Here is a 25,106-nt window from a genome sequence, read left to right on the forward strand (position 1 = left end):
CGCAGTCCACCTCCAGTCCCGCAGTCCACCTCCAGTCCCGCAGTCCACCTCCAGTCCCGCAGTCCACCTCCAGTCCCGCAGCCTCCCGATGGTCACGCAGTTCTCGTCGTTGATAGTTTCCCCGTGCGATTTAAGAGGCTGGTAACGAACCCCTTGCCTATGAGCGATCCCCAACGGTCCGAACGCGTCGTCGAAGCCGACGGGATTACCGTCGAGAAGTCGTTCGCGACCGACGAGTTTCCGGTCCCCGCAGTCACCTTCCGGGTCGAGTCGAACCGGTCGGAGCCGGTCCGGGTCCGGCTGACGGACACGATCCCCGACGACTTTCCGATGGAGCGGGTCGGGTTCCACCCGGATTTCGGGAGCGAGCACTGGACCGCATACAGCGATCACCGGGTCGAGTTCGATCGCCTTCTGGAACCGGGTGCAACCGTCCGAACCGTCTTCGGGATCCGCGGTGACGGGATCGACTCCGACGCGTTTCTGACACCGCCGACGGTCGATCACGTCCCGGAGGGCGAATCGATCGAGGACGTCCTCGGCGCCGACGGGAACGACCCGGTTCGGGAGGTCGTCGCCGGCGACCGCGACTCGCTGCCCGGGATGGAGGACGAGGGACGACCGGCGGTCGACGGTCACACGGACGCCGACGTGGCTCCCGCCGCCGACGCCGACACTGCTGCCGACGCCGCCGACGCCGATGCGGCCGACGGAGGGGACGAGGCGCCGTCGCCGAACTCGATGGATGCCGACACGTCGCCCGCGGTTACCGCCGCGACGTCCGTCACCGTCGACGGCCGGAACGCCGGAGAGGGTGCCGACGATGACACGGAGGCTGAGGCCGATACCGACGCCGCTGCTGCCGACGCCGCCGATGCAGATGCCGCCGATGCAGACGCCACGACCGACGATGCCGGAGCTGACGACCCCGGGACGATCGACGACGAGCCCAATGAGCCCGACGAGGAAACCGGCGCGGTGGACGTCTCCGTCGCGTCGGCGCTCGCGGCCGAGATCCGGTCGGGCGACGTTCCCGAGGCGGACCTCGAAACCCTCCGGGAGGAACTCGACCTGGGGACGCCGCGCAGCGTCGACGTCCGGATCAGTCGGCTCCAGTCGCGCATGGAGGATCTGGCCGCCTACGCGGACGCGCTCGAGGAGTTCATCGACGAGGAGGGGACGGCCACGGAGGTGCTGGAGTCGACCCGCGAGCAGGTCGAGGACGTGGCGACTGCGCTCGACGCGGCCGAAGCCCGGATCGATGAGGCCGCCGACGCCCGCCGATCGGTTCGGAAGGACCTCGACGCGGTCGAGGGGACGCTCGATGACGCCCTCGACGACGTCGCCGACCTCGAGGACCGGGTGGCGGACGTCGAGTCCATCGAGCCGACCGTTTCCGACCTCGAAACGACCGTCACGGATCTCGAGGCGACCGTCGAAGACGTTGACGGAACCGTCGCCGTACTGGACGAGGAGATGGGCGACGTTCGGAGCGACATCGCCGATCTGGACACGCGCGTCCACGACCTCGAGGACGTCGATGGCGACGTCGAGACGCTCGAGTCGGAGATTGACCGGATCGACGACGAGCTGGCCGAGCTCGAGGCGTTCCGCGACCGCCTCAGCGACGCGTTCGGAACCTAAGGCCGTTCGAGGCGTCCGCGACGGGGTGTGGACGGTGGGCGGGTGAACGGATGGTGGGTGAACGGATGGCGGGTGGGGATGAACGGACGGACCGATCGCGCCGTCCGACACTGGGACGCGTTCCGCAACCCGTTTGACCCTCGAACGCGGAGTACCGCCGATGACTACGCCGGTACCGATCGCCGTTCCCAGGAAGGGGCGCCCGCTTGAGGCCGTGTTGGAACGCGTCGCGAGTGTGGTGGGGGCGGACGCCGAGTCGCTTGCCGACGACGTCAGTTCGACCCTTCGGTACGAAAAGGCCGTGACGAAAGGCGGCGTCGAGGAGTCCCGTGGTCCCTACGAGCGACTCGCGGCCTACTCGTCGCCGGCGGATCCGTACGCACCCGAATACACCCTGCTTCGGGACGACCGCGACGGAATGCCGCGTCGGATCGTCTTCGACTCCGTCATCGTCGACGTCGGCGACGTGCCGGTGCATCTGGTCGGCCGTGAGGAGCCCTTCCGCGCGCTCCGCACCCACGAGTTCGCGCTGGGGTTCGACTCGGCTGACCTCGTCTTGGAGGAGGTCGTCGATCTCCGTCCCTCCGGCGTGGCCGGGCTCGACGACGTCAACACGCGGATCGATCCCCAGGAATCTGACGTACGCGTCGTGACTGGTCTCGGTGACACCGTGTATCACACGTTGATGGCGACGCCGGAGCTCCTCCCTGCCGGCGCCGATCTCGACCGGTCGTTCGTCGAGACCTACGAGGGCGACCTCTGTATCTCCCCGCGGTACGAGCGGTTGGTCACCGCCGTGCTCGGGACCGACGCGACCCGGGACGTCTCCTTTACGTATCCCGCACGGGACGCCGACGAGGAGGAGGCGGCGATCGCCGAGACCGGCATCGGCGTCTATCTGACGGTTACGGGATCGACCGCCCGCGAACACGGGCTCGTCCTCGGGGAACACCTCTTCCCCAGCGAGACCGTCCTGATGGCCAACGCGGCCGAGGCGTCGACGACGATCGATCGCGTCCGCGACCGGTTGGTGCGTGAGGAGGCGGAGTCGGTGCTCTCGGTGTAACTGTAGCCGATCGGTAGCGCTCCCAACTCCGGTTGACGGGCACGTCGATCGGGGTCCGCAGGAAAAACAGGACCGGGCCCCGGTCAATCCAGATTCGAGATCGCGTCGTCGATGTCGAACGTCTCGGTGGTTTCCGAGCCCGTTTCACCCCGGTCGACGACCTCCTGGTCCTCGTCGATCTCCACGTCCGGTCCCTCCTCGTCGGTGAACTCCGTATGTACTCCCCAGGGCATGTCTCGATCCTCGGCTCACCGGTGTCCGGATGGTCGTCGATACGCTCGTCCCCGATCCCGGGTACCGCAGCGGCCCGGTGAGCCATCGGTGGTCCGTCTACCGGACGAAGCGATATATGTGTTGGGGCAAGCAGTGAATACATTTTTTACCCTTCCCGTCCCACGTGAATGTGGGTAGGTACCATGGGAATTAGAACCGCGTTCCAGCAGACTCGGTGGATAACGATCGGGGCCCTCGCAGTCGCCATCTGGACGGTCGTCGTCTGGTTCGAGGTTCTCGGACTGATCGAGTGGACGGCGATGGACTACGTCGGTCGGTCGGCGGTTGGCGGGGTGATCGGGCTCATCGTGCTCGGGGCCCTCGTCGTGCTGTTGGTCGCGCTGTTCGGCGAACTGGGTGAAGAGGAGCCGGCGCCGGAGAGTTGGCCGCCAACATGACGTACTTCGAATGCACCGAATGCGGGCAGATGGGTGACTTCACGAGGATGGAGCGATCGGCACTCCGACAGCGGTGTCCGGTCTGTGAGGAGGAGACCGTCTGGGAGACCGCCTTCGAGGCCGAGGAGGGGGTGTCGTTTTGATCTCCTTCGAGGCTAGCGACCGCCTCGTCGCGGCCGCCGAGGAGTGGGGCGAGGCCCGGTTGGAGGACCGGGACGAGGCGCTCGAAACCAAGGTCGAACAGGCGCTGCTGGAGGTCGAACACCTCGTCGCCGGCGCCAACGAGGTCGACTTCGAGGTCGACGGTCGGACCGTCCACCTCGAGCCGACCGACGCGTTGGCGACCTTCCTCGAGCGACAGGCGGCCGCGAAGGGACTCGACGAGTCGGACGTGCTCGCGCTCCACGTCGACCTGTTCGCACGCGTCTTCCTCGAGGACGAGGAGCGCCCCTCGAACGCGCCGCCGACGTGAGAAACGGACCCGACCATCCCGCCAGCCACCACGTCGACCACCCAACGGCATCCGGCGGGCCCACACAACTCTTAATACGCCGCCCCAAGTATGCTTCAGTATGTCACACAAGGACGGTGAATGGCGTCCCACGGGTGCAACCGAGACGTTCAACGGGTTCGAGGTATGGGACCACGGCGTCTGGCCGAACGAACTCCATACCGGCGAGGTCGACGGCGACGTCTCTCTGAACGACTAGCCGTTCCACGGCGAATACGACTGATGACGGGGCTTTTTACCCTCGACCCACGGGACGTCGCGGCGGTACCTGCTGGCTAGCTCGGTACCTGCTGGGCGACGAGTTCGTCCTCGAACTCGATGAGACCGACGAACACCTCCGAAGCGGCGAGAAAGAGGTTCGCCTCGGCGTCCGGCTCGTCGAGTTCCTCTCGAACCGTTTCGAGGAACGCCTCGTTCCATCGTCCGACGTGTTCGTCGAGGAACACTCGCTCGTAGCCGAACGCCGCCTCCTCGCCACGCCGTTGGCGATCGACGAGATTCCGGAGGAACGCGAGTTCGACGGCGAGGTGGTCGTTCTCCTCGGGGTAGTCCTCGTGAGGCGTCCAGCCGGCCGCCGAGTAGTCCGCCTCCAGCTCCACGAGTCCCTCACCGATGAACTCGGTGTCCTCGCGGTAGTAGGTCTCGTGGGGGAGTGCCGGCGGTCGTGGTCCCACGAACAGCCGGGTGTACTCCGTCCGGAGATCGTCGGCGACGTCCGCGACCGACCGTGACCGGTTGGCTTCGATGAACGCCTCGAGCCGCCCGAAGCCACGGTCCATCGGCTCGTTGATCTCGTCTTCGGGAAGGGTCACCGCATCGGAGAACAGCTCCCCGAGGAACTCCTCGCTGGGTGCGTCATAGAACACCTCGATGAGGAAATCGATCACTTCCAGCCGTGCCTCGTATATTGTGGTTTCGTCCATCAGTAGTCACCTCGTTCGAACAGCAGATGCGTTCGACAGTCGCCGCAGTACTCGAAGACCGAATGCGGTGACTCCGGTGCGATACCGTCGACGGCCTCGCCGACCTCCTCGCGGATCGTGTCGATGGTTCCTGCGGAGGCGAAGGGTTTGCCACAGCGAACACACTCCTGCATCTCACCCTCGTAGACGCGCGTCCACGCCGCCCCGAGGTCGGCCGACACGCCGTCGGCCATCCCCTCCCGGTTCTCGGGCAGCAGCGACAGGTCGAGACCGTCGCGCATCGTGATCGCCGTCTCGGGACACCCCTCCTCACAAAGGCCGCAGTTGACACAGCGTTCGTGGTTGAAGAGTAGATCGCCCTCGTCCGTCCGCTGGACCGCATTGGTCGGACACAGGTTCGTACAGGTCGGCGTGAGGTTACAGGCGTCGGAGACGTCCATCCAGCCGAAGTCCTTCAGGCCGCGAATGACCGTCCGGTCGGGATCGACGTGTTCGAGGAGCGTGCGAACGGATTCGAGGGTCCACGCGTGGGAGGCGAACGCCGGACGGTCGACGTCGCCCTCGATGGTGCCCTCCGCCTCGTGTTCGCCCGCGGGGATCGGTGACTCGTCGAGGCGCTCGACGACGAACATGGAGAGTTCCTCGATGAACTGGCCGGGGTCGTCGGCCCCGGGTGCAAAGAAGCCGACGCGCTCGCCGAGGCCGAGGTCCGCGGTCGCGCGGTTCAGGCGCTCGACGAGTTCGGCCTTCGGGTCCGGACCGGAATGGAGACACGAACCGCCACAGCCGACGATCGCGACGCCGTCGGCGCCGGCGGCCAGCGCGTGCATGACGTGGGCCTCCCCGACCGTGTCGGTGCAGTTGACTTCCACGGGAAGCACCGGCGGATAGGTGACGTCCTCATCGAGTGCCGCCCGGCGGCCGTATTCGCGCAGTCGGTCGGCGGCCCGTTCCGAGCAGACGAAGGCGACGACCGGCTGGTCGATGCCGCTCGACCCCCGGTTGAACAGCCAGCCGCCGTCGTCGTTTTCCGCCGTGAGAAGGGCCTCGACTTCGCGAGCGATTCGCCGGTTCGAGGGCTCCCGAAGCTGGGTGGCGCCGGTGGGACACGCCGAGGTGCAGGCGCCGCAGTTCTGACAGGCCACCTCGTCGAACTCGACGGAATCGATCGACGGCCGACCCACCGCGTCGTGCGGACACGCGTCCGTGCAGGCGGTACACCCCTGCTGGGAGGAGGCACCTGCGGCACAGACGTCCATCTCCAGATCGAGGAAGGCGGGTTTCTCGATGCCGCCGAGGTGGGATTCGACGGCCGCGATCGTGGCGGCGTCGGTGGGGCCGGTGTAGTAGCCCACGCGACCGCCGCGGGTCTCCGGATCGGCGCCGGGACGGATGACCTGGTCGGCGGCGATCCGGCGGGTCGTCCCTTCCATGTCGATGGCGTCGGTCGGGCACACGTCGGTCCACTCACCATCGGGGGCATCGACCGGGATCTGGACGGGGCGTGCGGTGACGCCGTCGGGACCCTCTCGCACGCACTCCAGACAGTCGATGCAGGCTTCAGTGACCCGCGAGTCGAGGGTGAGTTCGAACTCACCGAACCGCCCGTCGACGGCGACGACCTCGCCGCGAGCCACGTCGACGTCGTCCAGATCGATGTCGACGTTCCGCAACTCGCGACCGTTGGCGACGAGGGTCACGTCCGCCGACTCGGCGAGGGCGGCCGCCGTTTCGGGGTCGCCGACGACCGCGACCCGGTCGCCCGCCTCCCGGGAAACCGTTCTGGAGACGGATTCCTCCTGCAGGCCCGCATAGGTCGCGTTGAGCAGGCGGGCGGTCTTGTCGGTCGCGGCCTCGGCGTCGTGGACCCAGGCGGCACCCTCGCGATGATTGACGAACTCGGCCGCGTCCGGGTGGAGCCCGCTTCGATCGACCACCTCACGGAACGTCTGTCGGCAGCGGTCGTCCGAGGCCGTCACGATGAGCTGGTCGAGGTCGTACTCGTCGATGACGTGTTCGACGCCGTCGAGGCCGTCCTCACAGAGCAGTTCCGAGGAGGCGACGATGTCGACGTCTCGAACGCCTTCTCGGACCTCCTCGAGGTCGAGCCCACAGGTACCGCCACAGCCGCAGACGAATGCCCCTACGTTCATCGACTATGTTGAATGCTACCACGAATATAGGTTTTGCGACGATTCGACCGATGGGACGGCGTCGACCGACCGCCGTCACCGACGCACCGTGGTCGATCCGGGACACGGGCCCGTATATTAATATAGGGTGGTTCCTAATATGCTAGTGAATAGCATTCAACCGATGCCGGGATGCGCACAAATGGTATGAGTATGGAACCAGTCTCCCTCGACCTCGATCGGCGGTCGTTCATGAAGGCAAGCGCCCTCGCGGGCGCGGTCGCACTCGGTGGCGGTACGACGGGACGAGTACTCGCCCAGAGCGACGACGAGGTCGATGGACAGGACACGGACGGGGAATTGACAAAGACGATCTGTAACTACTGTTCGGTTGGATGCGGATTCCACGGCGAACGGAAGGGCGACTCCTTCGTCGGTATGGAGCCGTGGGAAGACCATCCGATAAACAGCGGATCGCTCTGCTCGAAGGGAGCAGGCATCTACGAGACCGAACACTCCGAAAAGCGACTCAAACACCCGATGATTCGGGAGGACGGTGAGTGGCGGAAGCTCTCGTGGGATACCGCCTACGACCGTCTCGGGACCGACATCCGGGCACTGTGGCCCGACTCGGACGTCTCGCCGAGCGACGCCGTCGACGTCGACGAGGAACACAGCCGCGAGAGCGTGATGCTCCTGGGCAGTGCCCACCACTCCAACGAGGAGGCCTACGCCATCCGCAAACTTGCGGCCTTCATGGGCACGAACAACGTCGACCACCAGGCGCGCATCTGCCACTCCACGACGGTTACCGGGCTGGCGAACACGTGGGGGTACGGTGCGATGACGAACACCGTTCAGGACTATCGGAACTTCGACCTGAACATCATCATCGGGCAGAATCCCGCAGAGGCCCACCCGATCGCGATGCAGCACATCCTCGAGGGGCAAAAGCGGGGCGGAACCATCCTCAGCCTCGACCCCCGATTCACGAAGACGTCGGCTCACGCCGATGAATATATGCGTTTCCGGCCCGGCACCGACGTGGCGTTGATGATGGGCGTCATCAAGGAACTCCGCGACGAGTACGGGCTGGCGATGGACCCGGACGCCGACGGCTCGGGTCAGAACATGATCACCGACCGCGTCCAGGGCTGGGAGGACCTCGACGTCGAACTCGACGAGTACGATAAGGAGACGGTCTCGGACATCACGTGGCTCTCCGTCGAGGAGATCGAACGGATCGCCGAACTCATCGACGAGAACCGTCCGCACGTCCAGATCGAGTGGGCAATGGGTGGTACCCAGCACAACAACGGGACCCAGAACATCCGCTCGTACGCCGCGTTGAGCCTTGCCTCCGGGAGCGCGGCCCGGAGCGGCGGCGGCCTGCAGGTTATGCGCGGTCACGCCAACGTCCAGGGCGCGACCGACCTCGCGGTGGCGAGTCACATCCTGCCGGGCTACTACGGGCTCACGCCCGGCGGCTGGTCTTGGTGGGCCGAGATCTGGGACAAGAACCCCTACACCAGCGGTTCGACGTCCTTCGATGAACTGTACGACAAGTTCGATCTGATGCCGCCGGAGAAGTACGTCCGGCAGAGCGGCAACGAGGAACTCGATCCCGATTCGCTCCCGCCCAACCAAAACCACGGGCCCGACGACCCGGCTGCGAACTCGATGATGTTCCAGAACGGGCTCACGGTGGCCCGCTGGTTCGAGGCGGCACTCGACCAGGAGGACCGCTACCAGGAGACGCCGATCTACCAGCCCGATCAGGTGAAGATCGCGGTCTTCTGGGGCCACTCAGCCAACTCCATCAGCGAGATGGAGCAGATGAAGGAGGGGATGGAGAACCTCGACCTGCTCGTCGTCGTCGACGTGTTCCCCTCGGTCGCGAGCGTCCTGCCGGACTACGAGGACGGCCCGCCGGTCCTGTTGCTGCCGGCATCGAGCCAGTATGAACACTACCGCTCGCTGACGAACACGAACCGCTCGGTCCAGTGGTCGGAGCCGGTCGCCAAGCCCGCACACAACTCCCGTCCGGACCTGCGCATTATGCAGGAGTTGGCCGACGAACTCGGCCTCGGCGAGCACTTCGACTGGGGGAGCGGACCCGAGATACACAACGGGAAGTCGTCCTACGAGAACGTCATCCGGGAGTTCAACCTCGGGACGAACACCATCGGCTACCGCCAGACCCCCGAACGGCTCCAACAGCATCTGGAGTACGACTACGCGTTCTCCAGCGAGGACCTCAAAGGCGCCGAGGGAACGCCGGTCGAGGGCGAATACTGGATGCTCCCGTGGCCCTGCTGGGGCGAAGGACATCCGGGGACGCCCATCATCTGGAACGACGATATGAACCCCAACGACGGGGGACAGGACTTCCGGACTCGGTGGGGCGTCCAGGCCCCGACGCCGGATGAGTGGGACGACATGCCGACCGACGCCGACTACCCGCTTCAGGAGACCGTCGACGCCGTCGGCGACAGATACGACACCGAGGCGGAGGCGTTGAGTCTGATCCGGGACCCCTACGTCCCCGACTGGGCCGGTACCAGGGATCTGGCTGACGACGGCCAGATCCACGGCGTACCGGAGTATCCGGGCTGGAAAGTCACGCCACCGCAGAGCCTCATCGACCCGACCCAGTCGACCCAGTCCGACGAACTGACGATCCCCCAGCAGTACGCGCTGGACAACCAGGAGTCGGTGTACACCGCTGCACAGGAGCTCAACGACCCCGACACCGGAAGTTCGGAGTTCGACGACTACCTCCAAACGATGATCGGGGAGGGCGTCGATCCCGACTTCTACGAGCAGTACGACTACGCACAACCCGACGCGCCGACCGGTCGTGGTCGGGCGCGAGCGGTCGTCTGGAGCTTCCTGGATACGGTTCCGGTTCACCGCGAGCCCATCGAGAGCCCGCGACCGGAGCTGGTCGAGGAGTGGCCGGCGAACGGCCAGCAACGGAACTTCTACCGGCTCGACCAGAACAACGCGGCCGAACAGCAGCGGGCCAACGACATCATCCACAACCAGGACGACGGCCCGGACCTCGATACCATCATGACGACCGGCCGGCAGGTCGAACACCAGGGCGGCGGCTCGGAGACGCGCTCGAACATCCACACCGCCGACCTGCAACCCCACATGTACGCCGAGATAACGCCCGCGAAGGCCGACGACCTCGGCGTCGACGGCGGCGACCTCGTCGTCGTCTCCTCGACCGACCGAGGGTCGGTGCTCGTGAAGGCACGAGTGACCGACCGGCCCAACGACGGCGAGGTGTTCCTCCCGTTCCACTGGGGCGGGGTGTTCAAAGGCAAGAGTCAGGAGGAGAAGTATCCCGAAGGCACCGTCCCGTACGCCATCGGTGATTCCGCGAACGCGATCACGTCACGGGGCTACGACGTCGAGACGCAGATGCAGGAGACGAAGGTGTCGATGGTGGCCGTCCGACCGGCCACCCAGGACCTGCTGGAGGAACTCGGGATGGATACGGACCTGGAGTTCCCGCAGGACCGCGACGGCATCGGCCAGCAGAAGAACTTCGACGTCCGTGACAGCGAAACCGTCCAATGAGGTGATACAACATGTCTCAATCGAACAAGGAAGTGATGGGCGATGGCGTGATGAGCGTCGGGGAGGGAACGCGGATCTTCCCCGACGTCGGCGCATGCATCGACTGTGGTGGGTGTGTCGTCGCCTGTAAGCGAACGTGGGACGTTCCCCACGACGAACAACGCATCAGCATCTCCACGATGCTGGAGGGTCAGGAGGGATCCGGGACGTCCGGCGCGGCCGCACTCGCGGCGGGTGAATCGCCCGGCGAGACGTCCATCCCGATGCAGTGTTACCACTGCGACAACGCACCGTGTGTGTCGGTGTGCCCGACGGACTCCCTCATCAAGACCGACGAGGAGTTCGTCACCGTTCGAGAGGATCTGTGTGTCGGCTGTCAATACTGTCTGTCGGCGTGTCCGTTCGGGGCGCCACAGTTCCCCGAGGAGGACGACGGCGCCGCACAGGTGTTCGGCACCGGCGGCAAGATGGACAAGTGTACGATGTGCGAGGAGCGCCAGGACGTCGGCAAGGGGCCGGCCTGTGCCGAGGAGTGTTCGACCGACGCCATCCTCGTCGGTCAACCCTCGCAGATCGCCGACGAACTGAACAAACGCGACGAGGGGTCGTTCTTCAACGACACCGCGATGGAGATCGTCTTCGGCGAGGACGCCGGTGAGTTCCAATGAGCTACGAGACGCCCGAGGTCGAGGGCTACTCCCCGATCGCCGTCTTCGTCTCGGCGATCGTCGGCATTGCCGTCGCCGTCCTGTCGGTGTGGTGGGCCAGCGGCTTCGGGCCGTTTTACGAGACGCTGTTCCGCGTCGACCCCACCATCGAGGGCGGCGGCGTCGGCACCGACTGGGTCGCCGGCAACGCGATTCCGGCGCTGGACTTCCTCATCGCGCTGATCCACGCCGCCGACGTCCTGATGGGCGTGTTCATCCTGGTCATGGTGTTTCTCCACTGGGCGAGTTTCCGCCGCATCGCCGCTCGGATGCGCCATCCCGAGACCGACGAGGAGCCCGAGACCGTGATGGCGGATGGCTCCGGTGACGGGGGTGAGGCCAAATGACGAACCTCGACCACGGCAAGTTCACGCGGGTGACGACGCTGTTCCACTCGCTTCTGGCGCTCGACGTGTTCCTGCTGTTTTTCACCGGCTACGCCATCATGTTCAACTCCGAGCTGTGGTGGATGATGGAGCTGATGGGTGGCGCGACGGGCGTCACCGCGCTCCATCGCATCGCCGGGGTCGGCCTCGTCGCGCTCATCGTCTTCTGGACGGTACTGATGCTGATCAGTCCGACCGGCCGGAGCAACTTCCGGGAGATCCTCCCGGCGAAGGCCGACACCGAGGCGTTCATCCAGGACGTTCAGTTTATGCTCGGCCGAGCCGACGAACGCCACCCACACGCACGGCAGTTCGCCGGCCACGAGGCCGACGAGGTCCCGCTTTTGTCCTACGTCGGCAAGGGCGTCGTCTATATCTTCGCCGTCGAGCTCCTGTTGCTCACCGTCTCCGGACTGCTCATCTGGTCGAAGACCGGACTGATGCAGTACTTCGCGACGCGAACCGCGGCGATGGCGTTCGTCGTCTTCCACGGATTGCTGGGGGTCATTATGCTGATGGGGGTGATGTTCCACATCTTCGAACACGGGATGCATCCCGCCTTCTACCCCGTCGAGACGAAGGCGTTCATCCCCCGCAGCATAATCCCCGAAAGCCACGACGACGAGGACCACGAGGGGACGGGCATCGAGGGGCTCGAACTCTCGCCGAGCTGGCACTCCGTCTCGACGATCTTCGGCTCGCTGGTCGTCATCGGGATCGTCTCGGTGTTGATGGGCAGCATCGTCCGGGGGGGCTACCCGGTCCCACGGGAACTGGTCGTCAGCGGCGACGTGACGAACCTCCTGCTCACGGTCGGCATCAACATCGGGATGTTCGTGCTGTTCGTCGGCCTCATCCTCTCGATGTACGGCAACGTGATGCGGGTCCGCTGGGAGAAGGAGATGCGGCGCCAGCGAAACCGTGAGACGGTCGCGGACGGCGGCGACCCGAACTCGGACGACTGACGCCTCTTGCCGTCGTTTTTTGCGGTCGCTACGCCGTCAGTAGCTCCGCGCCCTCTTGGGAGAGATCCACGGTGGCGTCCTGTCGCGTCTGTTCTTGGATCTGGTCGATGTTGCGCGTGAGGACCTCGAGGATGTCCTTTGGCTCCGGGTAGACGAGCATGTTCTCGTCCTCGTCCTCCATCACGAGTTGGGTGTCCGAGAGGGTCACCTGGTCGCTCTCGATGCTGGCGACGATCGCCGGCAGCGCCTCCGCCCCGCCGGGGTCGCCCTCCTCGACCCGAGTGATGTAGACGGCGTCGAGGCCGATCAGGTCCTTGTACTCGCGGACCCGCTCGGCGCAGTTGACCATATCCCTCGTCACTGCGGTCTTGCGTTGATTCCCGTGTTCTCCCTCGTAGCAGTGTTTGCATATCCGTAACTCGATTCGCATGTGTCGGTATATCGGAGCGGGACCTAAAGACGGTTGTGCCGGTAACGTTTTTGTACCGGAAGGTTATGTGTTAACATATGGCTGGAGCATTGAACGTCGTATACGCCGTCATCGTGGCGCTGGTGGCGATCGTCGGATTCGGCTATGTGCTGACCCAGTCCGACGACGGCACGGGCAAGGGAACGCGATGGAGCGACTGGGGGACGATCGCGGCGGTCACGCTGTTCGTGGTGGGGCTCGTGTGGGCGACGATGTTCTGATCGTCACACTCCACACGCAAACACTCACGCACGACCCACACCGTCGGTGCGACGTCGACGGCATTGGGCGTCGCGTCGTCGCCATCAGCGCTGTCGCCATCAGCGTTGTCGCCACCAGCGTAGCGCTCATTCACAACGATCGTGGTGCGACCGCACGACGCTTCGACGCCGATACTTTTACCCTTCGCATTTATGTATGATCTATGATGCCGTATAGCGTAAAACCGATCGCGCGCGTGGTGGTCGCTCTCGGAGTTGTTGCAGTGGTCTGTTCGGAGGCCGCGGCCGCCCACGTCAGGTTCGTCACGAACGCCGAGCAGGCGGGTGAGGGGTTGGCCTTTCTCGCCGACGCGTTGACCGACCCGGTCAACGCCCTCGTCCTCGGCGGCGGCGGGCTCGCCACGCTCGGCGCTCTCGGTGTCTATCTCCGCGTTCGGCCGCTCCAGCGGGATGTTGGGGTGTTCCGCGACGTGATGACCGGCTACCGGGACCTGTTGCCGTGGTTGTTGCGCCTCGGGTTCGGACTGCCGCTCGTGGGCGCCGGCTTCGCGGGCTACTTCTTCAATCCCATCGTTGAGCCGGTCGCCGCCCCCGGGCTCGTCCGCCTGTTTCAGATCGGCCTCGGGTTCGCCCTGCTTTTCGGCATCGCCACGCGTATGGCCGCGATCGTCGGATTGCTGGTGTATCTGCTGGCGCTCGTCTCCCAGCCGCTGTTGCTGTACTCCTTCGAGTGGGTCCCCGGCCTCGTCGCCATCGCCCTGATCGGCAGCGGCCGACCCAGCGCCGACGAGGTACTGCAGACGGTCGCCGCCGCCGAGGGGACCGTCTACGGGCGGATCGATCCGGTTCACCGCGCCGCGTCGTGGCTCAATCGCAATGCCGACCCCTATGAGCGGTTCGTCCCGACGATCATCCGGGTCGGGATGGGCCTCTCCTTCGTCTTCCTCGGCCTCTTCGAGAAGCTGCTGGCTCCCGAGATGGCCCTCAGCGTCGTCGAACAGTACGACCTCACCGCGCTTGCTCCCTTCCCCGCCGAACTGTGGGTGCTCGGCGCCGGCTTCGCCGAACTCGGTCTCGGTCTCGCCATTATGTTCGGGTTCTTCACCCGGATCTCCGCGATAACGGCGCTGAGCGTCTTCGTCCTCACGCTGTTCGGCATCCCGGATGATCCCGTTCTCGCCCACATCGGCCTCTTCAGCCTCGCCTCGGCGCTGCTCATCACGGGTGCGGGCGCCTACGCGCTGGACAACCGCATCGGCGCCGACAAACCCGCGATGGCCCATGCCGGAGCCACCCCGGCCGACGAGTAGCCGTCACTGTGCGGAGGAGTTACTCCTCCTCGAAGTCCCAGCCGGCCTCCGCGGCGGCTTTTTCGAGCGGGACGAACTCCCAGCCGGCTGCCTCGGCGATCCACTCGTCGTCGGGGGTACCGACGACGGCCAGTCGCTCGGCGTAGAACATCGACGTTTTGCCGATATCGGCGAGTCGCTCGGCGGGACCGGTTCCCGTCCCGTTGAAGAAGTCGGCGTCGATGCTGTGTTCGCGCTGGAACTTGGTGATGACCGGCGCGTCCACGTCGCCGACGATGCCGATCCAGTCGGCCCACTCGCGGGCCGAGACGAGGACCAGTTGCGGATCGGCCAGTTCGGAGATGGCGTTGTAGGTCACCGCCATCGTCATGTCGTCGACGCCGCCCCCGTGGGGGCCGGCGGCCATCGGCTCGGCGTCGTCGGGAGCGTTGCTGACGGTCGCGCCGGCCCCCGAGCCACCGCTGTCGGTCGGGACGCCCGCGGGCTTGCTCTCGTTTTTCCGGGGAACACGCGGGATGGGTCCGTCGTGAGTCGCGTCCGTGTCAGTCGTGTCCGTGTCGGTCACGTCCGTATTGGCCCCACCATTCCCGGGCGTCTCCGACGCCGACGGCTCGGGTGTCGGGGCTTCGGGCTCGTCCTCGGGGGTGCCCTCCTCGCGCCACAGCCAGTCGCCGTGATTGGCCGCCGGTTCGTCGGCGTCGTCGGTCTCGAGATCGTCGAGGTCGATCGTATCAGTCATTGTGGTTATGTTCGGTTCGTGGAACGGTTTCGGGCGGATCAACGATCGGGAGTTCGGCGGAGCCGTCGACACACCCGGGGCGGGCTCGCAACTAATCGCCCCGCGGAGCGGTCCGTCCGCAGGACGCCCTCGCCCCGTTCATTCTTCGAGTTCTTGGGGACAGGTATTCAAAAGCTATGGGGGTGACGGATCAAATTGAATATAGCGATATACAATTTATACGATCGCGTTCGATCGGCGGCGTCTCACGTCCGAGGTCGATCGACGATCGAACGACACGATTCACAACCGCGGTGTCACTCACGACCCGACGAAATGGCCCACCACGGCGATCGATACGGTCAGATAACGTGCCATGTGCTCACGCTGATCGACGACGGTGTCGGAACGGCTGGCTGACTGAACCACGGGCACCGGCAGACTCCGCGACGGCGAGGACAACCGAGACGACGGCCGGCGTCCTGCAGCTCGGAGCGGTCCAGTGTGTGTCCCATCCGTGTACCGACGCATCCGTGTGCCGACGCCGCCGTGTGCCGACCCATCGGTGTACCGCCAACCGGGCACCGAATCGCCGCCGCTGACGTGCCATCCCGAGGTCGTCTCAGTCCCGCGGCGTCTCAGCACGGGCACGGCCGGTACCGCACCGCGTCGTCCGTGAAGCACCGAGACGTCCACGGACCCAAGAGATGGCCGACACATCGATCCACTCACCCATCTACTCCCATCACTCACCCATCTACTCACCCATCATCCACACACCCATCCACTCACCCACCAACCGACACCGAGAACCGTGAGAACGTAACCGCCGATCGACGTGACGGTGTATACACCGACGGACGTCACGAGCACGTCCGAAACCGCTCGCCAACGAGATCTCGAAGTAACGAGGTCGGCGTCCACACGCCAGCCGTTCCGTGACGTGCTTCGATCGACGCCGTTCCCGTCTCACGGCCGTGTGCGTCCGATGGCGCCGGCGTCGACGGGACGGGCAATCCGACACCAAGTGTACGCTGCGGACGTGACTGTGACTCTCACAGCGATTGTGGCGACCGGCGTCCGCGCCACGTCGGCGACGACGTCGAGCCCTCAGGACGACGTCGATATATACGAAAGATGTTACTAGTGAATTCCTGACCACGTACTCGAACACGGACTCGGCCCACAGCCGATCGCCGATCGAGACGATCGGCGATACGAACGGCGAGATACGTCCGTATAGATACAACAGAATTGATCCAGATTTATAGTACTATCTATGCCGGTGATCAGTAATAGATTTCCGCATAATCCATATATTCGGGTCGAATTCTAGGTTCTAAAATGAGGATAAGAGCCTTTATCCGCATAACAAGAGATACATTGAAGGAGATGGCCCGAAACGGATCAGTCACCGATGAGCACCGATCTCGATACCGATCGAACGTCGGTCAAGACGTACGTTCCGACGTATCAAAAAACGGAATGGTCCGAACACGCCGAGGAACTCGGGATGTCGCGCAGCGAGTTCGTCCGAACGATGGTGCAGGCCGGCCGGCGGGGTTTCACCGCCGATCTCGAGACCGAATCGGGGACTGACGAGGATCCCGATGATCGGGGCTCAAACCCTGGGGGTGACGGCCTCGAAGACCGGGTCCTCGACGTCCTCGATGAATCGGCGGTTCACTCCTGGGAGGAACTGCGGGAAGCCGTGATCGACGATCTCGAGGAACGGTTGGATGCAGTGCTGGAGGATCTTCAGGATCGAGGACGCGTTCGTTATCGAGGGCGGGACGGCGGGTACGTGTTGGTCGATGAGTAGCGAGACCGAATCTCTCGATCCCGCCGACCCCGTCGGCTACTTCCTCGAGGACCTCACCTACCACGGAAAGACCGACCGGACGAAACGATCCTACGAGCGCGTCCTCCGCCGTTTCGAGTCGTTCGTCGCCGATCGGCGGGGATCGGGGCGATCGGACGCCGACGACGATGCCACGGGAAACGGAACGGCGACGACGAACGTGACTGCTCGGGCCACTCACAGGGACTGTATGGCGTTCGTGCACTCTCTCCGGGGTGATCATGCCGAAAGCACGGTGGCGACGTATGCAGCGTATCTTCACCGGTATTACACGTATATGACGCAGGTCGGTGCCTTCGAGTCGAACCCGATGACGCTCGTGATGGAGGAGATGGACGAGTCGATCGATAAGGATCCCGCCCGTCGCGAGATCGACGTCCCAGCGATGCGGGCGTTCCTCGATCGGGTCCGTCATCCGCTCCACCGGGCGGTGATCGTGACGTTTCTCAAGACCGGAATGCGGGTCGGTGAGCTGTGTAACCTCGATCTGCGTGACGTCTCGATGCCCGGATCCCCGGCCGCATCGGTCTACGACCTCGGCACTCGGCCGGCGCTGGAGTCGCGGCCGGATTCGCTATATGTAACCGGCGATGCGCGAGTCGGGGAACCGCTCAACGGCGAGATCAGGTCGGCCGCCAACAAGCGGAAGCGGGAGACGGTGATCCCGGTCGACGAGGAGCTCGAGCACGTACTTACCGCGTGGCTCGCGATCCGGCCGGACGCCGTCTCGCCGGCCGAACCGCTGTTCATCGGCACGGCGGGATCGTGGGGCGAGCGTCTCGACCCCGAAAGCGTCCGGCACATCGTCGAAGAACACGCCCGGGACCACGGGTGGTACCGGACCGGCGGTGGCGCGAGTGAGAACGTGACGCCCCACTACTTCCGGCACTTTTTCACCACCCACCTCCGGGACCGGACCGGCGATCGGGGCGTCGTAAAGTACCTCCGTGGCGACGTCGCCGAGGACATCATCGACACCTACACCCACAACTGGGGCGATCAGGTTCGGGCGACCTACGAGGCGCACATCTATGAGCTGCTGTAGCCGCTTCCGGACGAATCCGACGTGACTGTGGGAAATCGAGACCGGTTTCGTCGGCTCGAATCGGACACGATTCGGTCACGAACCGATCACAAACGATCGCTCACCGACTAATAAATCATATACCGCTATATCAATTGCCTCCCTCCAGCGGCCGGATCGTCCCACCCGATAACCCCTCCCACTCGGTTCGGTATCCGAGCCGTGACAGGACCGGACTCGTCTCGGTGATGTCGGCCGATCGAAGGACGTCTTCGGCGGCCTCGAGGCGCATTCCCGGTTCGAGTCGCCCCTCGAGTTCCTCAAGGACTGATGGTCGAACGAGGGTCCCGCCGAGCCGCTCGTGGTCGGGGTACGTCACCGCCGAGAGGGCGTCGACGCCGACGCCGTACCGATCGGCGATCGTTTCGAGTTCGATGACGTCCTCCGTCGGTCGGATCGCGTCGGGAAGGGTCGCGGCGGCATCGGCCAGCAGATCCGACTCGTACTCCCTGAGCACGTCGACGACGTCCTTTACCCGAACGGAGTCGGAGTAGGTCACCACCCGGTGGTCGGCGGCCGCGATCTCCTCACCGACGCCGAGGGAGTCGTCGACCGCAACGAGCATATCGACCGATTCGACCGACTCGAGCTGCGAGAGCTTCTTGGAGACGTATTCCGGCGTCCAAAAGCCCATCACCTCGAAGAACACGCGGAAGTCCGCGTGGTCGTACTCGAAGGCGAAATCGGGGATCATCACGCTCGTACCGGTCTCGAGCGGTTCAGGCTCGCGGACGAGCGTCCAGTCGAGATCCAGCGACCGAAACCGGCCGGCGAAGTCGGCTTCGACGCCGCTGTCGAAGGACGGTTCGGCGACCGGATCGACGCCCGGAACGGTGACGTCCGCATCGGTGAGCGTCATCGTCCGTTCGGTCCCTCGGTCGTCGATCGTCGCCGTCACCGTCCAGTCGGGGGCCGCAGCCACCGACCGAAGCAGGCGAGCGAAGGCGGTCCCGTACCGACGGGTGCGGCGAAACAGCGTATCGGGACCGGTGACCACGAGTTCCCGTCCCGCGTCGGTTCGTTCGAGTTCGTACAGCAGCCCGAGCCGCTTCGTCGCCGTGACGAGTCGCTTCGGGTCGGCCGACCGGACCCGAACGTCCGTCGCGTCGAAGAGCGCAGTCTGGGCCAGCGAGAGGTTGTACTGATCGAGCAGCGTCTCCGCATCCCATCGCGGCTCGAAGCCGACCGCGATCCGTTCATCCTCACGGTCCGCATACAGCGACTCGTCAACCGCGTCCGGTTCGACCCCCAGGCCCGACGCCGCGGTTTGGAGGGCACGCTCCCGCTCCGCCGCGGTGGCGACACCGATCGATTCGGCGGCTTCGAAGGCCGAGCGTCGAGCTCGTTGGGGCGGCAGCGGCGATCGGGTCTCGAACGTCGTCTCACGCTCGAGCAGCGACGCGAGCCCGCGGACGAGCTTGAAGTCGTCGGCATCCGCCTCGAGCGCCGTCACCGCCTCCTGGAGATCGGCATAACGGTCACCGACGTGTTCTCGAAACGTTTCGATGAGCCGCTCGGCGAGGGGCAGGTCCGCCTCGCTCACGAACTGCGGCGTATATGCACCACCCGCCCGCGAGACGCGGAGGTGGTCCTTCCGAAGCATGGCTGTCCATCAGGCGTCACTCCGGTAAAACCCACCGAGAGGCGACGTCCGGCGGGACGACGGAATCCGACCGTGAGGCCGTGAATCCGGGGCGGGGATAGACATATGCGTCCTCGAACGGACGGATCGGTATGCGACGACGGGAACTGGTGGTCGCCGCCATCGGTGCCGTTCTCGGAGGATGTCTCGAACGACGCGATCCCTCCGGCCCACGAAACCCGCCGACCGGGGATGCACCACCCGGCGCCGATACGGAGAAGACGACACAGCCACCGGGATTGCGGATCGTGGACCGGGGCTTCTCCGAGCGCGACGACGGAACCCTTCGAATCGACGCGACGATCGGGAACACGGCCGCCGACCGACGAACCGGGACGCTCGTGGTAACGGCGGCGACGCCCGAGGAGGAGGCGACCGAGACGCGGGAGGTATCGGTCGATCCCGGGGCGGAGATCGAGGTCACGGTCACGTTCGATCTCCTCTACGAGGCGTTCATCAACGGCGGGAGTCTCTCGGTAAACGTCGAACCGTAACGTACGAGCCACTCGGCGACGCCCGTGATTCATCGACGTCGATCCGCAACGCGTTCCTCCGCGGTGTCGGCGGTAACGAGCTCGTAGAGGGTCGCTCGACCGCCGTCCTCCTTCGGACGCAACACGCGGCCGAGACGCTGCGTGAACTCGCGTTCGCTCCCCGATCCCGACAACACGATCGCGACGTTCGCGTCGGGAACGTCGACGCCTTCATCGAGGACGTTGGCGGCAATCACCCGCGAATACGTTCCCTCACGGAATCGATCGAGTATCTCCCGTCGTTCCGCCGCGCCGGTTTCGCTCGTGATCGCCGGCAGGAGGAACCGCTCGGAGAGGTCGTAGACGAGGTCCGTATGGGCGGTGAAGACGATGACGCGATCGTCGCGGTGGCGGTCGAGGAGCCGCTCGAGGACGTCCCGCTTTCGATCGGCGTTCATCATGATCTCTCTCGCGCGCTGTTTCGCCAACAGCGCCTCCCGTGCCCGCGGGTCCCGCCCCGACCGCTTGACGAGTTTCTGATAATCGCTGCCGCTCGTCAGCGTGAGTCCCGAATCGCGGAGATACTCGACGAACACGCCCTGTTCGCGCTCGTAGCGCTCCCGTTCCGCGTCGGTCAACTCGACCTCCAGTCGCCGAACGTCGTACGGCGCGAGGTGCTCACCGGCGAGGTCGTCGACGTCGACGGAGTAGACGACCGGGCCGACGAGGTCCTCGATGGCGTGATGGGCACCGTCCGGTCGCTCGAAGGTTGCCGTCAGCCCGAGTCGGTCGGGCGCGGGCAACAAGCGGGCGATGTCCCGATACCCTTCGCCGCCGAGATGGTGTACCTCATCGAAGACGACGAGGCCGAAGGAGTCGCCCACGTCGTCGGCCTTCAGATACGCCGAGTCGTACGTCGAGACCGTGATCGGCTCGCGGCGCTGCTCGCCGCCGCCGAACTGGCCGATCGGCATCTCGAACTCGCGTTCCAGTTCCGATCGCCACTGGTCGAGGAGATCGATCGTCGGCACGACCACGAGCGTCGGTCGTCCCCGATCGACCATCGCCGCGATCGCGACGACCGTCTTGCCGGCGCCGGTCGGCAGTTCCACGACGCCGCGATGGTCGGCGTCGGCCCACGCATCGAGCGCCTCACGCTGATACGGCCGCAGGTCGTAGGCAGTCGAGAGCGACAGCGGATCGGTCGATACCACGTCGTCGTCGACGGATCGCCCGGCCACCTTCAGTGCGCGGCGGATCTCCGCGTACCGAAACGCGGGCGCGCGAAGGTCCCCGCTGCGAGCGTCCTCGGTCACGCCCGGCAGCGGTGGCAGCGGCTCGTCGGCGTCGATCCGGATCGTTCCGTCCGCATAGCGGAGCCGTACGGTCATTCCTCGATTCCTCCGTATGCCGGTACTGCGCGAGCCGTCGGTAAAGGAACACCGACTGACGGGGATCGGGTTCAAATCGGATGGGGACACACCGACACCGTGCGATAGCACGTCGCCTCGGCGTGGCACGCGGGTGTGCGGGACGGACACGCCGAGTGATGGGGAGTCCGTTCCGCCTGTTCGCCACAGCGACGTACTATCAGAACAGCGACTCGCTGGGGTCGAGAACGCGGGCGGGGCCGCCGACCGACCAGACGTCCGTCTCGATCCCGATCTCGGCGATCCGGGACTCGACCTCGTCGACGTACTGTTTACGCGTGTTCACGTACACCGACGCTCCGGTGTCGGTCGAGAAGTAGACCGGAACGCCCTCCTCCCGGAGCTCTCGAACGGCGTTGAACACCGCGATCGTCTCGGGCTGCCAGTAGACCCACCCGGACGGGCCGGTCATCGTCGCCGCCGTCAGCGAGAGCGAGTCGTGTTCGGCGAGTTCGAATATCCGGTCGAACGACCCTGCACGGAGCGCGTCGGTCATCTCGGCCAACTGCTCGTGAACGTGTGCCATCCGCGCGTCGAACATATGGCTCGCGGCCGCCTCCCGGTGTGCTTCCTCGGTCTCCTTGTACGCCGGGACGTGCGCCGCGACGATCCGGAGGTCCTCCTCGGGATCGAACCCGTCCTCGCCCTCTCCGACCGGGAGCCGCCGCGATCGACAGTCCTCGTCGTTGAGTCCCGTCTCGAGGACGGAGTACGCGCCGGTCACCGCGCGCGCCGCCGACGAGGACCCACGGCGAGCGATCGTGGAGATCTCCGGACGCGACAGGTCGAGGCCAGCAGCGTCAGCGAGCGCCATCGCTGCCGCCGCAAACCCGGAGGAAGAGGACCCGAACCCGATGTTCGAGGGGAACGAGTTTCGGCTCTCGAAACGGACCGCGTGGTCGATCCCGGCCAGTTCCCGAACGTAGTCGGTCACCAGATCGATCCGCTCGGCGGCCCGCCCGTCGACGACGTCGCCGTCGATGACGAACGTGTCGTCCGCCGCGTCGGGCTCCCACTCGACCGTGGTGGTGGTCGCCGTCGGCGCCGTACAGAGGCTGATGCTGTCGTGGTACGGGAGCCGAAGCTGCTCGTCGCGCATCCCGTGGTACTTCACGAGTCCCTGTATCGGGTGGGCTCGAGCGGTGGCTTTCATACCCCACCACAACGGGTAACGCGGGATTAGCGTTGCGAATGGTCAGCTCCGGCCGTTCGGTCACGATCGTCGATCCGGTTCTGCGGACCGATCCGATGGCAAGAGTTTTGCCGACCCTGGGCGAATCCGGTCAGTATGTCCGAGTACACCGTCGAGTTCGCCGGCACCGGCGAGTCGATCGAGGTGTCCGACACCCAGACGATCCTCAACGCCTGTCTCGAGGAGGGGATCGCCCAGGAGTACTCCTGTCGAGTCGGGATGTGTCTCGCCTGTTCAGCCCATATTCTCGAGGGGGAGGTCACTCAGCCCGCAGCACGGGGACTGACCGACGAGGAGGCTGAGGAGTACGCACTCACCTGTATGGCCCGTCCGCAATCGGATCTGACGCTTGAACGCGGCGTGTATCCATCGAGCATCGAGGATGCGACCGGCGACGACGCCGAACCGGACGCCACCGGGGCGGCGACGGCCGACGACTGAGTGGCCCATCGTCGAGTCCGAACGGACGGTGCTTGCGGACCCGACGGATTCAAGATGCTCCCCGACCGCCGGATAGACGATGCGTCAGGACCACCTCATCACCGCGACACAGCTCTCGCGGCCCGACATCGAGGCGGTACTCGATCGGGCCCGCGAGATCGACGGGTCACGGGAGGCGTTCGAGCAACGATATTCGGGGTCCGTGCTCGCGCTCTGCTTTTTCGAACCGAGTACCCGGACGAAGATGAGCTTCGAGACCGCCGCGAAACGGCTCGGTGCGGAGACGATCGATATGGGGTCGATCGAGTCCTCATCAGTGAAAAAGGGCGAGTCCCTTGCCGACACGGTCCGCGTGATCGAGGGATACGCGGACGCGTTGGTCTTGCGACACCCAAGCGAGGGATCCGCGAAGATGGCCTCCGAGTTCGTCGACGTGCCGGTCATCAACGCCGGCGATGGCGCGGGTCAACACCCCTCACAGACGCTCTTGGACCTCCACACGATCCGGGAACGACACGGGCTCGACGACCTCACGATCGGGATCATGGGCGATCTGAAGTACGGACGAACGGTCCACTCGCTGGCGTCCGCGCTGACGAACTTCGACGCGACCCAGCACTTCATCAGCCCCGAATCGCTGCGGCTACCCCGGTCCGTCAGGTTCGATCTGCACGAGTCGGGTGCCCAGGTCCGCGAACACACCGAACTCGACGCGGTGCTCCCGGAACTCGACGTGTTATACGTGACCCGGATCCAGCGTGAGCGGTTCCCCGATGAGAACGAATACCACCAGATAGCGGGTGAATATCGGATCGACGCCGACACACTGTCGGCTGCGGATCCGGACCTGACCGTGATGCATCCGCTGCCCCGCGTCGACGAGATCGCGGCGGACGTCGACGAGACGTCCCACGCCCGGTACTTCGAACAGGCACACAACGGGGTCCCGGTTCGGATGGCGCTTTTGGATATGCTCCTTGGCGGTGATTCGGCATGAGTCCGGACCGTGAACTCCGCGTCTCGAAGATCCGGAACGGGACGGTCATCGACCACATCACCGGCGGACAATCGCTGAACGTGCTCGCGATCCTCGGGATCGACGGATCCGAGGAGTTCAGCCTCTCGATCGGGATGAACGTTCCCTCGGATCGGCTCGGCCGCAAGGACATCCTCAAGGTCGAGGGGCGGGAGTTGAGTCAGTCCGAGGTCGACGTCCTCTCGCTCATCGCGCCGGAGGCGACGATCAACATCGTCCGCGACTACGAGGTGGTCGAGAAGAACCGGGTCGAGCGACCGACGGAGGTCGTCGGCGTGCTCTCGTGTCCCAACCGGAACTGCATCTCGAACGACGACGAGCCGGTCGAGACGCGCTTTGCGGTGATGGACGACGGCGTGCGATGTGATTACTGTTCGGAGATCCTGCGTGACCGGATCGCCGAACACATCGACGTGTGAGGCAGAGATCCACGGGAAGTACGCTGCGGAGGTTCATGGAACGGTCGCCCATCGACGCCACACGAGAAACCGACGTCGGGCACGCGAACCGTCGCTGGATGCGAACCGTCCCGGTAGTTTTTAGCCATCCGATACGTACCGTTACATATGGGCACGAAAGCGAAACTCCTGGTCGCATTGGCCCTCGTAGCCACCGTCTACTTCATCGTCTCCG

26 protein-coding genes are annotated in these 25,106 nt (G+C 65.2%); 18 read left to right on the forward strand and 8 right to left on the reverse strand.

What is annotated here, in order from left to right; all coding sequences use genetic code 11:
• Positions 1-159 precede the first annotated feature (159 nt).
• Positions 160-1,644 carry a hypothetical protein gene (locus OQF70_RS04475; RefSeq protein ID WP_280536089.1) on the forward strand — a complete coding sequence of 495 codons (1,485 nt, stop codon included), beginning with the start codon at positions 160-162 and terminating at the stop codon, positions 1,642-1,644.
• 160 nt (positions 1,645-1,804) lie between these two features.
• The gene (locus OQF70_RS04480; protein WP_280536090.1) at positions 1,805-2,710 is read left to right on the forward strand and encodes a hypothetical protein; all 906 of its coding nucleotides are present in this window, start codon (positions 1,805-1,807) and stop codon (positions 2,708-2,710) included.
• A gap of 83 nt (positions 2,711-2,793) precedes the next feature.
• Here the strand turns inward: OQF70_RS04480 and OQF70_RS04485 are convergent, their stop codons facing one another.
• On the reverse strand, positions 2,794-2,943 hold the full coding sequence (locus OQF70_RS04485; RefSeq protein ID WP_280536091.1) for a hypothetical protein: 150 nt from the start codon (positions 2,941-2,943) through the stop codon (positions 2,794-2,796).
• Positions 2,944-3,126: 183 nt separating this feature from the next.
• Between OQF70_RS04485 and OQF70_RS04490 the strand changes: the two genes are divergently transcribed.
• The 4 genes from OQF70_RS04490 (at position 3,127) to OQF70_RS04505 (ending at position 4,091) form a co-directional block, all read left to right on the forward strand.
• Complete coding sequence (locus tag OQF70_RS04490; RefSeq protein WP_280536092.1) at positions 3,127-3,381, forward strand: hypothetical protein; 255 nt, start codon at positions 3,127-3,129, stop codon at positions 3,379-3,381.
• Positions 3,378-3,524, forward strand: a complete 147-nt coding sequence (locus tag OQF70_RS04495; RefSeq protein ID WP_280536093.1) for a hypothetical protein — start codon at positions 3,378-3,380, stop codon at positions 3,522-3,524. Before OQF70_RS04490 ends, OQF70_RS04495 begins: the two co-directional genes overlap by 4 nt.
• Positions 3,521-3,853: a hypothetical protein gene (locus OQF70_RS04500; protein ID WP_280536094.1), complete on the forward strand. Its 333-nt coding sequence runs from the start codon at positions 3,521-3,523 to the stop codon at positions 3,851-3,853. Before OQF70_RS04495 ends, OQF70_RS04500 begins: the two co-directional genes overlap by 4 nt.
• Before the next feature lie 100 nt (positions 3,854-3,953).
• Complete coding sequence (locus OQF70_RS04505) at positions 3,954-4,091, forward strand: hypothetical protein (protein WP_177167428.1); 138 nt, start codon at positions 3,954-3,956, stop codon at positions 4,089-4,091.
• Between the two features lie 76 nt (positions 4,092-4,167).
• Here OQF70_RS04505 and OQF70_RS04510 read toward each other — a convergent pair whose 3' ends face one another.
• Both OQF70_RS04510 and OQF70_RS04515 read right to left on the reverse strand, forming a co-directional pair.
• Positions 4,168-4,815 carry a molecular chaperone TorD family protein gene (locus OQF70_RS04510; RefSeq protein WP_280536097.1) on the reverse strand — a complete coding sequence of 216 codons (648 nt, stop codon included), beginning with the start codon at positions 4,813-4,815 and terminating at the stop codon, positions 4,168-4,170.
• A complete protein-coding gene (locus OQF70_RS04515; protein WP_280536098.1) occupies positions 4,815-6,968 on the reverse strand; it encodes a hydrogenase iron-sulfur subunit in 2,154 nt (717 codons plus the stop codon). Before OQF70_RS04515 ends, OQF70_RS04510 begins: the two co-directional genes overlap by 1 nt.
• Before the next feature lie 186 nt (positions 6,969-7,154).
• Between OQF70_RS04515 and OQF70_RS04520 the strand changes: the two genes are divergently transcribed.
• From OQF70_RS04520 to OQF70_RS04535, 4 genes are read left to right on the forward strand one after another with little or no spacing between them, the layout of a single operon-like run.
• Positions 7,155-10,538: a molybdopterin-dependent oxidoreductase gene (locus tag OQF70_RS04520; protein ID WP_280536099.1), complete on the forward strand. Its 3,384-nt coding sequence runs from the start codon at positions 7,155-7,157 to the stop codon at positions 10,536-10,538.
• An 11-nt stretch (positions 10,539-10,549) separates the two neighbouring features.
• On the forward strand, positions 10,550-11,206 hold the full coding sequence (locus OQF70_RS04525) for a 4Fe-4S dicluster domain-containing protein (RefSeq protein WP_280536101.1): 657 nt from the start codon (positions 10,550-10,552) through the stop codon (positions 11,204-11,206).
• Positions 11,203-11,592: a hypothetical protein gene (locus tag OQF70_RS04530; protein WP_280536103.1), complete on the forward strand. Its 390-nt coding sequence runs from the start codon at positions 11,203-11,205 to the stop codon at positions 11,590-11,592. Before OQF70_RS04525 ends, OQF70_RS04530 begins: the two co-directional genes overlap by 4 nt.
• Entirely contained in the window at positions 11,589-12,596 is a 1,008-nt protein-coding gene (locus OQF70_RS04535; RefSeq protein WP_280536104.1) for a cytochrome b/b6 domain-containing protein, read from the forward strand. Before OQF70_RS04530 ends, OQF70_RS04535 begins: the two co-directional genes overlap by 4 nt.
• A gap of 28 nt (positions 12,597-12,624) precedes the next feature.
• On the opposite strand, the gene OQF70_RS04540 is transcribed toward OQF70_RS04535, so the two are convergent.
• Positions 12,625-13,026 carry a hypothetical protein gene (locus OQF70_RS04540; protein WP_280536106.1) on the reverse strand — a complete coding sequence of 134 codons (402 nt, stop codon included), beginning with the start codon at positions 13,024-13,026 and terminating at the stop codon, positions 12,625-12,627.
• Positions 13,027-13,103: 77 nt separating this feature from the next.
• On the opposite strand from OQF70_RS04540, the gene OQF70_RS04545 reads away from it, so the two are divergent.
• Both OQF70_RS04545 and OQF70_RS04550 read left to right on the forward strand, forming a co-directional pair.
• The gene (locus tag OQF70_RS04545; protein ID WP_280536107.1) at positions 13,104-13,286 is read left to right on the forward strand and encodes a hypothetical protein; all 183 of its coding nucleotides are present in this window, start codon (positions 13,104-13,106) and stop codon (positions 13,284-13,286) included.
• 206 nt (positions 13,287-13,492) lie between these two features.
• Positions 13,493-14,596 (forward strand): DoxX family protein, encoded by a 1,104-nt coding sequence (locus OQF70_RS04550; RefSeq protein ID WP_280536108.1) that lies wholly within the window; start codon positions 13,493-13,495, stop codon positions 14,594-14,596.
• Between the two features lie 19 nt (positions 14,597-14,615).
• Here the strand turns inward: OQF70_RS04550 and OQF70_RS04555 are convergent, their stop codons facing one another.
• Entirely contained in the window at positions 14,616-15,335 is a 720-nt protein-coding gene (locus OQF70_RS04555; RefSeq protein ID WP_280536109.1) for a hypothetical protein, read from the reverse strand.
• A gap of 1,396 nt (positions 15,336-16,731) precedes the next feature.
• Here OQF70_RS04555 and OQF70_RS04560 point away from each other — a divergent pair.
• Together OQF70_RS04560 and OQF70_RS04565 are read left to right on the forward strand one after the other, a co-directional pair.
• Positions 16,732-17,136 (forward strand): DUF5805 domain-containing protein, encoded by a 405-nt coding sequence (locus OQF70_RS04560; protein ID WP_280536111.1) that lies wholly within the window; start codon positions 16,732-16,734, stop codon positions 17,134-17,136.
• A complete protein-coding gene (locus OQF70_RS04565) occupies positions 17,129-18,220 on the forward strand; it encodes a tyrosine-type recombinase/integrase (protein WP_280536112.1) in 1,092 nt (363 codons plus the stop codon). The genes OQF70_RS04560 and OQF70_RS04565 overlap by 8 nt, the downstream gene beginning before the upstream one ends.
• Before the next feature lie 130 nt (positions 18,221-18,350).
• Here OQF70_RS04565 and OQF70_RS04570 read toward each other — a convergent pair whose 3' ends face one another.
• Positions 18,351-19,862, reverse strand: a complete 1,512-nt coding sequence (locus tag OQF70_RS04570; RefSeq protein ID WP_280536113.1) for a DUF790 family protein — start codon at positions 19,860-19,862, stop codon at positions 18,351-18,353.
• A 131-nt stretch (positions 19,863-19,993) separates the two neighbouring features.
• On the opposite strand from OQF70_RS04570, the gene OQF70_RS04575 reads away from it, so the two are divergent.
• Positions 19,994-20,395, forward strand: coding sequence for a hypothetical protein (locus OQF70_RS04575; RefSeq protein ID WP_280536114.1), 402 nt, complete (start codon positions 19,994-19,996; stop codon positions 20,393-20,395).
• Between the two features lie 29 nt (positions 20,396-20,424).
• Here OQF70_RS04575 and OQF70_RS04580 read toward each other — a convergent pair whose 3' ends face one another.
• Positions 20,425-21,765 carry a DEAD/DEAH box helicase family protein gene (locus OQF70_RS04580; protein WP_280536115.1) on the reverse strand — a complete coding sequence of 447 codons (1,341 nt, stop codon included), beginning with the start codon at positions 21,763-21,765 and terminating at the stop codon, positions 20,425-20,427.
• 199 nt (positions 21,766-21,964) lie between these two features.
• Positions 21,965-22,957 (reverse strand): phosphomevalonate decarboxylase MvaD, encoded by a 993-nt coding sequence (mvaD, locus tag OQF70_RS04585; protein WP_280536116.1) that lies wholly within the window; start codon positions 22,955-22,957, stop codon positions 21,965-21,967.
• Positions 22,958-23,092: 135 nt separating this feature from the next.
• Here mvaD and OQF70_RS04590 point away from each other — a divergent pair, with 135 nt between their 5' ends.
• The 3 genes from OQF70_RS04590 to pyrI all read left to right on the forward strand — a co-directional run bounded on the left by OQF70_RS04590 (position 23,093) and on the right by pyrI (position 24,892).
• Positions 23,093-23,437: a 2Fe-2S iron-sulfur cluster-binding protein gene (locus OQF70_RS04590; RefSeq protein ID WP_280536117.1), complete on the forward strand. Its 345-nt coding sequence runs from the start codon at positions 23,093-23,095 to the stop codon at positions 23,435-23,437.
• A 79-nt stretch (positions 23,438-23,516) separates the two neighbouring features.
• On the forward strand, positions 23,517-24,434 hold the full coding sequence (gene pyrB / locus OQF70_RS04595; protein ID WP_280536119.1) for an aspartate carbamoyltransferase: 918 nt from the start codon (positions 23,517-23,519) through the stop codon (positions 24,432-24,434).
• Entirely contained in the window at positions 24,431-24,892 is a 462-nt protein-coding gene (gene pyrI / locus OQF70_RS04600; protein ID WP_092815271.1) for an aspartate carbamoyltransferase regulatory subunit, read from the forward strand. The genes pyrB and pyrI overlap by 4 nt, the downstream gene beginning before the upstream one ends.
• The last annotated feature ends 214 nt before the right edge of the window (positions 24,893-25,106 follow it).

Source organism: Halopenitus sp. POP-27 (assembly GCF_029889855.1).
GTDB lineage: Archaea > Halobacteriota > Halobacteria > Halobacteriales > Haloferacaceae > Halopenitus > Halopenitus malekzadehii.

Bases quoted from the DNA above. Each gene is read 5' to 3' on its own strand.
- OQF70_RS04475 (WP_280536089.1), top strand. From the start codon at position 160: ATGAGCGATCCCCAACGGTCCGAACGCGTCGTCGAAGCCGACGGGATT.
- OQF70_RS04480 (WP_280536090.1), top strand. From the start codon at position 1,805: ATGACTACGCCGGTACCGATCGCCGTTCCCAGGAAGGGGCGCCCGCTT.
- OQF70_RS04485 (WP_280536091.1), bottom strand. From the start codon at position 2,943: ATGCCCTGGGGAGTACATACGGAGTTCACCGACGAGGAGGGACCGGAC.
- OQF70_RS04490 (WP_280536092.1), top strand. From the start codon at position 3,127: ATGGGAATTAGAACCGCGTTCCAGCAGACTCGGTGGATAACGATCGGG.
- OQF70_RS04495 (WP_280536093.1), top strand. From the start codon at position 3,378: ATGACGTACTTCGAATGCACCGAATGCGGGCAGATGGGTGACTTCACG.
- OQF70_RS04505 (WP_177167428.1), top strand. From the start codon at position 3,954: ATGTCACACAAGGACGGTGAATGGCGTCCCACGGGTGCAACCGAGACG.
- OQF70_RS04510 (WP_280536097.1), bottom strand. From the start codon at position 4,815: ATGGACGAAACCACAATATACGAGGCACGGCTGGAAGTGATCGATTTC.
- OQF70_RS04515 (WP_280536098.1), bottom strand. From the start codon at position 6,968: ATGAACGTAGGGGCATTCGTCTGCGGCTGTGGCGGTACCTGTGGGCTC.
- OQF70_RS04520 (WP_280536099.1), top strand. From the start codon at position 7,155: ATGAGTATGGAACCAGTCTCCCTCGACCTCGATCGGCGGTCGTTCATG.
- OQF70_RS04525 (WP_280536101.1), top strand. From the start codon at position 10,550: ATGTCTCAATCGAACAAGGAAGTGATGGGCGATGGCGTGATGAGCGTC.
- OQF70_RS04530 (WP_280536103.1), top strand. From the start codon at position 11,203: ATGAGCTACGAGACGCCCGAGGTCGAGGGCTACTCCCCGATCGCCGTC.
- OQF70_RS04535 (WP_280536104.1), top strand. From the start codon at position 11,589: ATGACGAACCTCGACCACGGCAAGTTCACGCGGGTGACGACGCTGTTC.
- OQF70_RS04540 (WP_280536106.1), bottom strand. From the start codon at position 13,026: ATGCGAATCGAGTTACGGATATGCAAACACTGCTACGAGGGAGAACAC.
- OQF70_RS04545 (WP_280536107.1), top strand. From the start codon at position 13,104: ATGGCTGGAGCATTGAACGTCGTATACGCCGTCATCGTGGCGCTGGTG.
- OQF70_RS04550 (WP_280536108.1), top strand. From the start codon at position 13,493: ATGCCGTATAGCGTAAAACCGATCGCGCGCGTGGTGGTCGCTCTCGGA.
- OQF70_RS04555 (WP_280536109.1), bottom strand. From the start codon at position 15,335: ATGACTGATACGATCGACCTCGACGATCTCGAGACCGACGACGCCGAC.
- OQF70_RS04560 (WP_280536111.1), top strand. From the start codon at position 16,732: ATGAGCACCGATCTCGATACCGATCGAACGTCGGTCAAGACGTACGTT.
- OQF70_RS04565 (WP_280536112.1), top strand. From the start codon at position 17,129: ATGAGTAGCGAGACCGAATCTCTCGATCCCGCCGACCCCGTCGGCTAC.
- OQF70_RS04570 (WP_280536113.1), bottom strand. From the start codon at position 19,862: ATGCTTCGGAAGGACCACCTCCGCGTCTCGCGGGCGGGTGGTGCATAT.
- OQF70_RS04575 (WP_280536114.1), top strand. From the start codon at position 19,994: ATGCGACGACGGGAACTGGTGGTCGCCGCCATCGGTGCCGTTCTCGGA.
- OQF70_RS04580 (WP_280536115.1), bottom strand. From the start codon at position 21,765: ATGACCGTACGGCTCCGCTATGCGGACGGAACGATCCGGATCGACGCC.
- mvaD (WP_280536116.1), bottom strand. From the start codon at position 22,957: ATGAAAGCCACCGCTCGAGCCCACCCGATACAGGGACTCGTGAAGTAC.
- OQF70_RS04590 (WP_280536117.1), top strand. From the start codon at position 23,093: ATGTCCGAGTACACCGTCGAGTTCGCCGGCACCGGCGAGTCGATCGAG.
- pyrB (WP_280536119.1), top strand. From the start codon at position 23,517: ATGCGTCAGGACCACCTCATCACCGCGACACAGCTCTCGCGGCCCGAC.
- pyrI (WP_092815271.1), top strand. From the start codon at position 24,431: ATGAGTCCGGACCGTGAACTCCGCGTCTCGAAGATCCGGAACGGGACG.